Here is an 11,212-nt window from a genome sequence, read left to right as displayed (position 1 = left end):
GGACCCGGTGGCCTCCTCGAACTCCCGGATGACATCCAGGGGCAACGGCGCCGCCCCGGAGAAACAGCCCTTGAGGGAGGTCACATTAAACTTCTTGAATTCGGGGTGCCTAAGCATCCCCACGTACATGGTCGGAACGGCGGGCATGAATGTGGGTTTATAGGCATCCAGGGCCTCCAGAATCGCCTGGGGCTCCGGCCTCGGGATCGGCACGATATTCCAGCCGTTCCACAGGGCGTAGTTCATGACGGTGGTCATGCCGAAGGAATGGAAAAAGGGAAGCGCCCCGACAATCGACTCCTCACCCGGTTTAAAGCCGGGAAACCAAGAGTTGATCTGCTGGACGTTCTTGCTCAGGTTCCCGTGGGTAAGGAGCACCCCCTTGGATACACCGGTGGTGCCGCCGGTATACTGGAAGCAGCCCAGATCGTCAAAGGAGAGATCCACCGCCGGAGGTTTCGGCCCGGATTTCTTCACGAGATCCAAAAACTCTGACACGTTCGGTTGTTTCTCGACCTTTCGAAACATCGCCTTCTTCACGATGGGAAAGAGCTGCTTTTTCGGAAACGGGAGATAATCGTTGATGTGACAGATGATGATCTCTTTGATACCGGTCTTGGGCTTGAGGGCGATCATCCGGGGCGCCAGAAGGTCCAGGGTAAAAAGATATTCCGACTCGGAGTCGTTGAGCTGGTGCTCCAGTTCCCGGTCGGTGTAGAGTGGATTGTTCAGCACCATGCTGGCACCCAGAGACTGGGCCGCATAGTAGGCGATGATCATTTGCGGCACGTTGGGGAGCAGTGTCGCCACTCTGCTGCCCTTCTTGACACCCATGCCCGAAAGCCGAGCGGCGAGCCGATCCACCAGTTCCCCCAACTCCCGGTAGCTGAGAACCTTCCCCAGAAACGTAACGGCCGGATTATTAGGATAATTCTTTACGGACCTTCGAAACGCCTCGGGAAGCGTCACATCTTCATACGTGACAGTCTTTGGAACGCCCTTCGGATAATTCTCAAACCACGGCTTCTTGTCGCTTTTTTTAGCTGTCATACAATTCCTCCTGATTATTTTGTATTACAGACAAATAAAACCGGGCAACCCGCTCACTCTTAAATATCAAAGGTCGCCATGATAAAATTTCTCTCGTATTTCAATTTCAGGTTTCCGACGGTCTTCTTCAATATCGCGAAGGGTTTTTTGTTTTCATCAAGAATCAGGGCCGTCATGCTGGTGTAGTTATTGTCCCGTGCCACATCGATCATGTACAGAAACAACTGCGTACCCAGCCCCTTTCCCTGCCAGTCGTCACGAATGGTCTCCGCCAGCTCCAGATACTGTTCCTCCTCCTCCCAGTCATACCGGGCGATGCCCACCAGTTCCCCCTTATACTCCGCGACAATGACCATCGATGTGATATAGTCGACGGTGGCGAATCGGCGGATGCGATCCTCCCGGGCTTCCTTCTTGGGCGTGAAGAACCGCAGGTATTTCGTTCTCTCGGAAAGGCTGTTGTAGAAATCCTTGATGAGGGGGACGTCACCGTCACGGACGGGACGAAACAGGATAATCTCCCCTCCCTTGAGGGTCATCTCTTTTTCGTACTGGGATGGGTAGGTCATCCAGCAAGCTCCAGACGATACAACACAATGATTGACACAACACCTGGGATTATACTCTTATAATATGTTTTTATGTCGATGTAAACAATTTTCATCATACAGACCGCGTTATCAACATCCAGCACCCGTCCCCCGATTTCACTTGAACAGATATGGTGCATTTGCTATAAATGTCTTTTGGATGACCAAAGGCGGCGTCCGCATACGGGCGCCTTTTCATATGATGCATTCACGTTCCGGTATGATCGGCGAAAAAGACTATTTTCAGGAATACAGGCTCCTTCAGGATCGGCCCTCCCGGCTTTTGCTGTCGGTCCTTTTTATCGGACTGATCCTCTTTCCCCTGATCTCCCGGGGCGACTCCCACAATTACTACGTCTTCGTGGCGAACCTCCTGTTCATCAATATCATCACCGCCGTGGGGTACAACATTGTGGTGGGAAATACCGGGCTCATTTCCCTGGGGCATTCCGGATTTCTCGCCATCGGGGCATACGCCTCGATAATCCTGATGACGAAAATCGGCGCACCGTTTCCCATTGCGATCCTCTCCGCCGGGATTATTACCGCGGTCCTCGGTTTTATCGTGGGACTTCCCGCCCTCAAGCTTGAGGGACCGTATCTTGCCATCGCCACCCTGGGATTCGGCATTGCGGTGGAACAGGTCTTGGGGCTCTCCAAATCCCTCACCGGCGGCATGGACGGCATCGACACCCCTCCCTACAGCATGTTCGGACACGTCATGAACACAGACGTGTCCCTGGGGCCGATTGTTCTGTCATCGGAAAAACAGATATACTACGTCATCCTTTTTGTGACGGTCGTTTTGACCTTTGCCGCCGCCCGAATGATGAAATCAAGAGTGGGCCGGGGCTTTACCGCCGTCCGGGACAGCGCCGTTGCGGCCCGTTCCCTGGGCGTCAACGTCACCTATTTCAAGAGCCTGGCGTTCGCCGTATCGGCCTTCTACATGGGGGTCGCCGGCTCCCTCAATGCCCACATGGTCAACCACATCAATCCCTCCCAGTACGGCCTGATGCTTTCCATCACCATGGTGGCCATGATTGTCGTGGGGGGACTGGGATCCATCACCGGCTCGATCCTGGGGGCCGTGCTCTTCACGCTGCTTCACCAGATCCTGGCGGCCCAGGACCATCTCAACGCAATTATCACGGGCCTTGTGATGGTTTTGATCATCATTTTCGAGCCGAGGGGCCTCAGCGGCGTGTGGCGGACGATGAGAGGATTTTTTAAGCGAAAACAGGTCGTACGGGGCGATTGAGACGATATGAACGAGTGGACCGCTATAGATATCATCATCTACCTCTTTATCCAAGGCATGGCCATCGGCAGCCTGTATGCCATGATCGCCCTGGGACTGGTGTTGATTTACCGCACCTCGGACGTGCTCAACTTCTCCCACGACAAAATGGGCATGATATCCGCATTCGTGGCGTACCTGTTGATGAGCGATTATATGCCGAGGATTATCGCCTGGTGCCGGGAGGTCCCCGTGCTGTCCTCTGTGGGAGACGGCCTCATCACGGGACTCGTCCTGGCGGCGGTGCTGGCGCTCACGTTCTGTTTCGCCTTTTTTTTCGGCGTCCTGACCGAGTTTCTGTTCCTCTCCCGGGCGAAGAACCCGAGCCACATCGGATATATCGTCATCACCATCGGCCTGTGGCTCGCCTTCGACGGCGCGGCGAGCTGGATATTCGGGACCGAGTACCTGAGCATGCCCGCGCCGCTCTCGGATTTTCCGGTCTATCACGTGGGAAAGGTTCCCATCAGCCAGCTCGACCTGATCATCTTCGCCGCAACCTCCGTCTTGATTGTGGTGCTCTTTGTCTTCTTCCAATACTCCGCCGTTGGCATCGCCATGCGGGCCACCTTCGAGAACCGCACGGCGGCACGGCTCATGGGCATTCGCACGCGGCGCATATTCTCCATCACCTGGGGCATCGGGGCCGTCCTGGGGGCCATGGCGGGGATCCTCACCGCCGCCCGATCGGACCTCTCCAACACCATGTTGTTCGCCCCCTTCGTCAAGTCGTTTTCCGCGGCGGTCCTGGGGGGACTGACAAGCATCCCCGGAGCCATCGTGGGGGGATGGATCATGGGAGTTTGTGAGAACTTCTTCGGCTGGTACATCTCCATGAAGCTCAAGACCACATTCGCCTTCCTCGTCATCCTGGCGGTGCTGCTGGTTCGTCCGTCGGGGCTTTTGGTCAGGCATCACCAGAAAAAGGTTTGACCACAGATGGGTACAGGTAACATGAACACTCCCACGCCGATGCTTTCGGTATCGGACCTCTCGATCTCTTTCGGAGGGCTTCGGGCCCTGGACGACGTCTCCTTTGAGGTACGGCCCGGGGAGATCGTATCCATGATCGGACCCAACGGCTCGGGCAAGACCACCGCCCTCAACTGCATCAGTGGAGAGTATCGCCCCGACGCAGGAATCATACAGTTGCACGGGGAAAACATCACACACCGCCCCCCCCACCGCATCGCCCGCATGGGCGTCTCCCGGACGTTCCAGAACCTGGAGCTCTTCCCTACCATGACGACCCTGGAAAACATCCTGGTGGGACGACACCTCCACCAGCAGCACACCCCAGGGGGTGACGTGCTGCGCTCCCTTCTCTCCTTCGTCCGCCCCGGGGCGAAAAGTGAGACGGCCCAGTACCGGGCGGCGGACGAGATCATCGAATGGATGGGTTTGACACGGGTGCGGGACGTGGAGGCGGCGGGGCTCTCCTACGGACAAAAAAAACTGGTGGAGCTGGCCCGGGCCGTGGTCATGGGGCCGAAACTCCTGCTGTTGGACGAGCCGTCCGGTGGGATGAGCGCCGTCGAGAAGGCGCGTTTCGTTACGCGCATCGGGGACCTGAGAAAGAGGGCGGGCATGACCATCGTCCTGGTGGAGCACGACATGAACCTGGTGATGGACATCTCCGACGACATCGTCGTGCTGAACTTCGGGCGGGTCATCGCCCGAGGGACACCATCAGAGGTGCAGAAGCACCCGGACGTTTTATCCGCCTACCTGGGGAAGGATTACACCCATGGATGAACATCGCGGGACATCCCCCCTCCTTTCGCTTCGCGACGTCGAGACCCGCTACGACCGCCTGACGATTCTGTCCGGCGTGTCCCTTGCGGCCCGCCGGGGAGACATCGTTGCCATACTGGGGGCCAACGGGGCCGGGAAGAGCACCGTTTTGAAGACCGTTGCCGGACTCATCGACCGTCAGCCCGTTTCCGGATCGATACGCTTCGAGGGAAGGGAGATCGGCGGGATGGACGTGGAGGAGATTGTCCGGCTCGGGATCGCCTACGTCCCCGAGGGACGACAGCTCTTTTCCCGCCTGACGGTGGATGAAAACCTGCGAATGGGGGCCTACACCCGGCGGGACAAGGCCGCCGTCCGAAAGGACTACGAGCGGGTGACCGCCCTCCTGCCGATCCTGGCGGAGCGCAGGAAACAGACCGCCGGGACCCTCTCCGGCGGGGAGCAGCAGATGCTGGCCATCGCCCGGGGCCTCATGAGTCGCCCGAGGCTCCTTTTGCTGGACGAGCCGTCTTTGGGCCTCGCGCCGCTTTTGGTCGCCGATATCTTCAGGATCATCTCCGCCATAAACGACGAGGGGGTGACCATCGTCCTGGTGGAGCAGAACGCCCGCATGGCGTTATCCATCGCCGACTACGGCTACGTCCTTGAGAACGGCCGGGTGGTTCTTGAGGGGAGCCCCCACGCCCTGATGGTTGACGACCTGGTCAGACACTTCTACCTGGGTATTTCATTGAACGGAGAGGGAGCCCCGGAGGGGTAGGGCGGGGACGGTACAAAGGCCGAACTCCGAAAATACGCACAGAGGGGGGAACTTCGCAGAAAAAACGCCTGCGGTACTACCCTGCTTTCACTGGAGAACATCGCGGGGGAAAAACGCGGATCGTGTGTCCGGCGCCGGTCGAACCTTCCACTTACACCTGCATAAGAGTACATCACATTAAAAGCAGAGCTGATGGGGACACCGGCATTAACCGGAATTTAAAAATCCGTGCATACGAGAGATCACCGTAGGGAAAATAACACGGGCCTCGTCATCGGCACCGACAAGACCTCCCACCCCGACCGCTTAAGACAACACCCAAATCAAAAAACGACGTCAGACAAAACGCCGTTGCCGAATAGATCTTAATAATCCACACATATAAAAAATATCGAAGGGAAAAAGCGCCGACCGAATCGCCGACACCGACCACCGCCCCTCCCCTTGCGCGCACCGATCATGTATGCTCGCCCGAATGAAGCGCCCGTGCGCCGGCGGTTGCGTATTCCCCCGCCCGGTAGGAGCTTCTCACCAGGGGACCGGAGCGCACCGCCAAAAAGCCCATCCCCTTCGCCGCCTCACCGATTTCCTCGAACTCATCGGGGTGATAATACCGCGCCACCGGAAAGCCGTCCCTTTTCGATTGGAGATACTGACCCACCGTGAGGATGGAAACACCCGCCGTCCGGAGGTCCTCCAGGGTCCGGGTGATGTCTTCGGTCGACTCGCCGAAGCCGATCATCAGCCCGGACTTCGCGGGGAACCCGGCGCCGGATACCTCCCGGAGTAAATTGAGGGAATGAGAGTAGTCGCCCTTGGGCCGGAGCCCTTTAAAGAGCGGTTTTGCCACCTCAATATTGTGGTTGATCACATCAGGGGCGGCGGAGAAAATCCGCTCGAGGGAATTGGGTGCGGCGTGGAGAAAATCCGGGATCAACAGCTCGATCCGAGCCGACGGGGCGCACTCCCGGACGGCCCGAACCGTCTCGGCGAAATGCCCCGCCCCGCCGTCGATAAGGTCGTCCCTCGTCACCGAGGTGATCACGGCGTACGCAAGGCCGAGGGTCCCCACGGCACCTCCCACCCGCATCGGCTCATCCAAATCCAGCGGCCGGGGCGTCCCCTGGGCGACGGAGCAGTATCGGCAGTTTCGGGTGCAGGTATCACCCAGGATGAGAAACGTGGCGGTGCCGCAGCCCATGCACTCCCCCACGTTGGGGCACCTCGCCTCCATGCAGACGGTGTGAAGCCCGAATCGCTTTATGACGCCTTTCAGGCGTGCGGCGTCCTTCCCGCCGGGGATCCGAAATCGAATCCAGTCGGGGATTCTCCGTCCGTCACTCGGCGGCGTCATAGTTCAGAATCGGCTTTCGGGCGGCGGTTACGGCGTCCACCCTGCCTATCGGTGTGGTGTGGGGGGCGGTTTTTATGAGATCCGGGTCCCGCTGGGCCTCCCGGAGAATCTCCTGCATCGCCTCCACGAAACGGTCGAGGGTGGCCCTGCTTTCGGTCTCGGTGGGCTCGATCATCATGGCCCCGTGAATCAACAGGGGGAAATAGACGGTCGGGGCGTGAAAACCGTAATCGAGGATGCGCTTGGCGATGTCGTTGGTGGAAACATTGTTCGGGATACCGTGATCGCTCAGGACGAACTCGTGCATGCAGGGACGATCGATGGGGAGGTCGTAATCGGTTTTCAGGCGGTGCATGAGGTAATTCGCGTTCAGGACCGCATGTTCCGCCACCTTTCGGATCCCGTCGGACCCGAGCATCCTGATATACGTGTACGCCTTGACGCACACCAAAAAATTGCCGTAGAAGGAGTGGATGCGGCCGATACTGTCGGGACGGTCGTCGTCGAGGAAAAAGACGCCGTCTTTTTGATCGACCAGGGGCGCCGGCAGAAATGGCTCCAGCTCCTTCGTCACCCCCAGGGGACCGGCCCCGGGGCCGCCGCCGCCGTGGGGGGTGGAAAAGGTCTTGTGCAGGTTGATGTGCATCAGGTCGAACCCCATATCGGTGATTTTCGCCTTTCCCATAACGGCGTTCAGGTTCGCCCCGTCGCAATAAAACAGCGCACCGTGATCCTTCAGGATTTTTGCGATCGTCAGGATGTTCCGGTCGAAAAGACCCAGGGTGTTTGGACTGGTCAGCATCATGGCCGCCACGTCATCGTCCATCATGTCCGAGAGGGCTGTCACGTCCACGTCTCCCGTTTCGCTCGAGGGCACCTCCCGCACCTCGAACCCACACATGTTCACCGACGCCGGATTCGTGCCGTGGGCCGAGTCCGGGATGAGGATGGTCGTCCGTCCCTCCTTCTTTTTTTCGAAATACTTCCTGACAACCATCACTCCCGCCAGCTCGCCGTGAGCCCCCGCCGCGGGCGAAAGCGTAAAGCGATCCATGCCGGTTATGCGGCAGAGATACCCGCCCAATTCATACAGCACCTCGAGCGCCCCCTGGGAGAGAGAATCGGGGGTTAAGGGGTGGAGAGTGGCGAAACCGGAAAGAGACGCCGTCTTCTCGTTTATCTTCGGATTGTATTTCATGGTGCAGCTTCCCAGAGGATACATGCCGCTGTCCACGCCGAAGTTCATCGTGGAAAGCTCCGTGTAGTGGCGCACCACGTCCACCTCCCCCACATCGGGGAGATGAATGCCGTTATTAAGATATTTTTTCGGTATCTCGTCTTCTTCGGGAACATCCCAGCGGGGAGGTTCCCAACCTGAAACACCGGGGGTGTCTATATCAAAAATTGTCTTCATGATTTATGACTTTACTTCTGTATAATCGATAGCTTCAGGACGTGAGGGACGCCTTAAGATCAATCGCCAGAGCGTCGATGTCGGGTGGAGCATTGAGTTCGGTACAGGCCAGAAGGAGGCAATCGGTCAAATCGGGATAATCGTCCTCCAGGAGAATCCCCACGAGATACCCCTTGTCAAAAAGCGCGTCCCGGATTTTTCTAGCATTGTTCACCCGCACCACGAACTCATTGAAGTACGGTGCATCGAAGACCGGCGTCACTCCGATCTCAGACAGGGTGCGTTTCAGCAATCCCGCAAGCCGATGGTTGAGGATCGCCATATCCCTTAAGCGGCTTCCCAACAGGGCCAGGTACACTTGAGCCCTCAGTGCGCAGAGGCCCTGGTTGGTGCAGATGTTCGAGGTGGCCCGATCCCGGCGGATATGCTGCTCCCGGGTCTGGAGGGTCAGGACATAGGCATCGTTTCTTTTGCTGTCCGTGGTCTTTCCCACCAGCCGCCCGGGCATCTTTCGCATGAACCGGTTTTTCGCAGAAAGAAAACCGAGACAGGGCCCCCCGAACCCGACCGGGTTTCCGAACGCCTGGGCCTCGCCGCAGACGATATCCGCGCCCAGAGACCCCGGGGATTTCAGAAGCGCCATGCTCAGAGGCTCTGTCACCACAACGATCAGGTTCGTTTTCGTACCCGAGAGCTTTCCAGCAATCGCCTCCACATCCTCGATGGAGCCGAAATAGTTCGGGCTCTGCACGATTACGGCACCGGTCTCATCATTCAGTCTCGCCGCGATGTCCGCAAGACTCGTCACACCACCGGCTGCGGGGACGGTGACGACCTCCAGATCGTTCGCCCACCCGTAGGTGGAGAGCACCTCCCGATAGCGGGGATTGACCGCACTGCTTATGACGAATCTTGTTTTCTTGTTGTCCCGAACGCTCATCAGGGCCGCCTCTGAAAGCGCCGTCGCCCCGTCGTACATGCTGGCGTTGGTCACTTCTGTTCCGGAGAGCCTGCACATCATCGTCTGGAATTCAAAAATCGCCGTCAGGGTTCCCTGACTCACCTCCGGCTGGTAGGGGGTATAGGCGGTGTAGAATTCGCTCCTGTTTGCCAATTGATCCACCACGGGGGGAACATAATGTAGATACGCGCCGCCCCCGGCGAAGACCGACAACCGCCGATTCCCATCGGAAAGCCGGGAGAGAAGCATATCCGCCTCGATTTCACTGAGTGCCTCCGGGAGATCCACCGCCCCTATATGCTTGATCTCTTTCGGGATGTCGGAAAAAAGGCCGTCGAGACTTGTAACACCGATGAGCTCCAGCATGTCCTCGGTGTCTTTTTTCGTTGTGGGAATAAAGCTCATGGCTCTATTCTTCCTCCTCCATCGATTCGATGAACGCTGCGTATTCTTCGGCGTCCATCAGCTCTTCCAGCTCATCATCGTTCTCGATTTCGATCTTGAAGATCCAGCCCTCACCGTAGGGATCGTCGTTTACCATCTCCGGCGAGTCCTCCAGTTCTTCGTTTATCTCGACAATCGTACCGGTCAACGGGGCGTATACATCCGAAACGGCCTTGACCGACTCCACCACGGCAACTTGTTCCCCCTGGCCGATTTCGATATCCACCTCGGGCAGTTCCACATACACGATATCGGTGAGCATTTCCTGCGCGTAATCAGTAATGCCGCACACCCCCACAGAGCCTTCCATGCGAACCCATTCATGCTCTTCGGTATACTTAAGGTCCTTGGGTATGTCACTCATTCCGATTCCTCCAGATACATATTTGAAAATAATGTACTATGTATAATATCCCTTCGCAATGATTATTTTCAGCGTTCACCCGTTGTATGCGTACAGGGGTCGGGGGACGATTTCCGCGTCCCTCGGCCTACCGCGCATCATCACGGAAAGACGCTCACCCACACCGACCGATCCCCGCTTCACCAAGGCCAGCGCAATGCCCACCTTGAAGGTGGGGGAAAACCCGCCGCTGGTGATCACGCCGATCTCCTCTCCGTCCCGTGCGACCGGATACCCATCCCGGGGAACGCCCCTGTCTCTCATCCTGAGACACACGATCTCCCTGGGCGCACCCCGCTCCTTCTGGGACGTCAATACGTCCCTTCCGATATGGGAGTCTTTTGAATTGACCAGCCACCCCAGGCCCGCCTCGACGGGGCTGATCTCTTCCGTCAGCTCATGTCCATAGAGGGAATACCCGGCCTCCAGCCTCAGGGTATCCCGGGCGCCCAGGCCAACGGGAACAAGGCCGAAGGGCTTCCCCGCATCCAAGAGTCGATTCCAGACGGATACGGAGGCGGATACCGGCATATAGAGTTCGTATCCCCGCTCGCCGGTGTAGCCGGTCATGGAGAGCATCACCGTCTCGCCATCGAGGGTCGTCTCCAGGGAATAGAATCGCCTCAATCCCTCGCTACCCGCATCAGGGAACACCGCCTTCATGATATCCGGTGACATCGGCCCCTGGACGTCGATCTTGGCGGTCTCGTCCGACACATCGACGATCTCCACCCCGGATGACGGGGCGTGTCCGCGCATCCATGCGAGGTCCGTATCCTTTCGGGACGCATTTACCACCAGGAAAAAGTCGTCGACATCCCGCATGTAGATGAACAGGTCGTCCACCGTGCCGCCCCGCTCGTTGACCAGGCACGAATACATGGCCTTCGACGGCTCCAGGCGATTGATGTCCGTGGGGATGAGGCCGGAAAGGAGCGACGCCGCGTTCGGTCCTTTGACGATGAACTCCCCCATGTGACAGATATCAAATATCCCGGCACGCTCACGTGTGGCGTTGTGCTCTTCGATGATGGAGCTATAGAGCACCGGCATCTCCCAGCCGGAAAACTCCACCATCTTGGCGCCCAGCCTGATGTGCTCGCTATGAAGTGCCGTGTGTTTCATGGTCTTTCTTTGTTCGTGTGTCCCAAAGATGCAGAAATAACCGTGCGTATCACACG

The 11,212-nt window shown here is 57.9% G+C and carries 11 protein-coding genes; 4 read left to right on the top strand and 7 right to left on the bottom strand.

Translation table 11 applies throughout. The annotated features are described in order from the left end of the window. Positions 1-1,050, bottom strand: a 1,050-nt coding sequence (locus JW885_00690; GenBank protein ID MBN1880660.1) for an AMP-binding protein, incomplete at its 3' end; no start/stop codon positions are given. Between the two features lie 59 nt (positions 1,051-1,109). Beyond that, positions 1,110-1,619, bottom strand: a complete 510-nt coding sequence (locus tag JW885_00685) for a GNAT family N-acetyltransferase (protein ID MBN1880659.1) — start codon at positions 1,617-1,619, stop codon at positions 1,110-1,112. 241 nt (positions 1,620-1,860) lie between these two features. Between JW885_00685 and JW885_00680 the strand changes: the two genes are divergently transcribed. Genes JW885_00680 through JW885_00665 form a run of 4 tightly spaced genes read left to right on the top strand, consistent with a single transcriptional unit; the run spans position 1,861 to position 5,455 of the window. Then, a complete protein-coding gene (locus JW885_00680; protein ID MBN1880658.1) occupies positions 1,861-2,901 on the top strand; it encodes a branched-chain amino acid ABC transporter permease in 1,041 nt (346 codons plus the stop codon). 6 nt (positions 2,902-2,907) lie between these two features. Continuing rightward, the gene (locus JW885_00675) at positions 2,908-3,873 is read left to right on the top strand and encodes a branched-chain amino acid ABC transporter permease (GenBank protein ID MBN1880657.1); all 966 of its coding nucleotides are present in this window, start codon (positions 2,908-2,910) and stop codon (positions 3,871-3,873) included. 39 nt (positions 3,874-3,912) lie between these two features. Beyond that, the gene (locus JW885_00670; protein ID MBN1880656.1) at positions 3,913-4,695 is read left to right on the top strand and encodes an ABC transporter ATP-binding protein; all 783 of its coding nucleotides are present in this window, start codon (positions 3,913-3,915) and stop codon (positions 4,693-4,695) included. Next, on the top strand, positions 4,688-5,455 hold the full coding sequence (locus JW885_00665) for an ABC transporter ATP-binding protein (protein ID MBN1880655.1): 768 nt from the start codon (positions 4,688-4,690) through the stop codon (positions 5,453-5,455). Before JW885_00670 ends, JW885_00665 begins: the two co-directional genes overlap by 8 nt. Before the next feature lie 457 nt (positions 5,456-5,912). Here the strand turns inward: JW885_00665 and lipA are convergent, their stop codons facing one another. From lipA to gcvT, 5 genes are all read right to left on the bottom strand, one after another. After that, positions 5,913-6,809 carry a lipoyl synthase gene (lipA, locus tag JW885_00660; protein ID MBN1880654.1) on the bottom strand — a complete coding sequence of 299 codons (897 nt, stop codon included), beginning with the start codon at positions 6,807-6,809 and terminating at the stop codon, positions 5,913-5,915. Next, positions 6,793-8,223, bottom strand: a complete 1,431-nt coding sequence (gene gcvPB / locus JW885_00655) for an aminomethyl-transferring glycine dehydrogenase subunit GcvPB (protein ID MBN1880653.1) — start codon at positions 8,221-8,223, stop codon at positions 6,793-6,795. Before gcvPB ends, lipA begins: the two co-directional genes overlap by 17 nt. Before the next feature lie 34 nt (positions 8,224-8,257). After that, positions 8,258-9,589, bottom strand: coding sequence for an aminomethyl-transferring glycine dehydrogenase subunit GcvPA (gene gcvPA / locus JW885_00650; protein MBN1880652.1), 1,332 nt, complete (start codon positions 9,587-9,589; stop codon positions 8,258-8,260). 4 nt (positions 9,590-9,593) lie between these two features. After that, positions 9,594-9,992, bottom strand: a complete 399-nt coding sequence (gene gcvH, locus JW885_00645) for a glycine cleavage system protein GcvH (protein ID MBN1880651.1) — start codon at positions 9,990-9,992, stop codon at positions 9,594-9,596. Positions 9,993-10,067: 75 nt separating this feature from the next. Beyond that, positions 10,068-11,156 carry a glycine cleavage system aminomethyltransferase GcvT gene (gcvT, locus tag JW885_00640; protein MBN1880650.1) on the bottom strand — a complete coding sequence of 363 codons (1,089 nt, stop codon included), beginning with the start codon at positions 11,154-11,156 and terminating at the stop codon, positions 10,068-10,070. Positions 11,157-11,212 lie beyond the last annotated feature (56 nt).

It is taken from the genome of Candidatus Zymogenaceae bacterium (assembly GCA_016931225.1).
Taxonomy (GTDB): domain Bacteria; phylum Desulfobacterota; class Zymogenia; order Zymogenales; family Zymogenaceae; genus JAFGFE01.
Note: the sequence above shows the minus strand (reverse complement) of the source record. Positions and strands in the feature narration are given on the sequence as shown.

Excerpts from the sequence above, each read along its gene's own strand:
- JW885_00670 (MBN1880656.1), top strand. The coding sequence starts at position 3,913 with ATGCTTTCGGTATCGGACCTCTCGATCTCTTTCGGAGGGCTTCGGGCC.
- JW885_00685 (MBN1880659.1), bottom strand. The coding sequence starts at position 1,619 with ATGACCTACCCATCCCAGTACGAAAAAGAGATGACCCTCAAGGGAGGG.
- gcvH (MBN1880651.1), bottom strand. The coding sequence starts at position 9,992 with ATGAGTGACATACCCAAGGACCTTAAGTATACCGAAGAGCATGAATGG.
- lipA (MBN1880654.1), bottom strand. The coding sequence starts at position 6,809 with ATGACGCCGCCGAGTGACGGACGGAGAATCCCCGACTGGATTCGATTT.
- JW885_00675 (MBN1880657.1), top strand. The coding sequence starts at position 2,908 with ATGAACGAGTGGACCGCTATAGATATCATCATCTACCTCTTTATCCAA.
- gcvPB (MBN1880653.1), bottom strand. The coding sequence starts at position 8,223 with ATGAAGACAATTTTTGATATAGACACCCCCGGTGTTTCAGGTTGGGAA.
- JW885_00665 (MBN1880655.1), top strand. The coding sequence starts at position 4,688 with ATGGATGAACATCGCGGGACATCCCCCCTCCTTTCGCTTCGCGACGTC.
- gcvT (MBN1880650.1), bottom strand. The coding sequence starts at position 11,156 with ATGAAACACACGGCACTTCATAGCGAGCACATCAGGCTGGGCGCCAAG.
- gcvPA (MBN1880652.1), bottom strand. The coding sequence starts at position 9,589 with ATGAGCTTTATTCCCACAACGAAAAAAGACACCGAGGACATGCTGGAG.
- JW885_00680 (MBN1880658.1), top strand. The coding sequence starts at position 1,861 with ATGATCGGCGAAAAAGACTATTTTCAGGAATACAGGCTCCTTCAGGAT.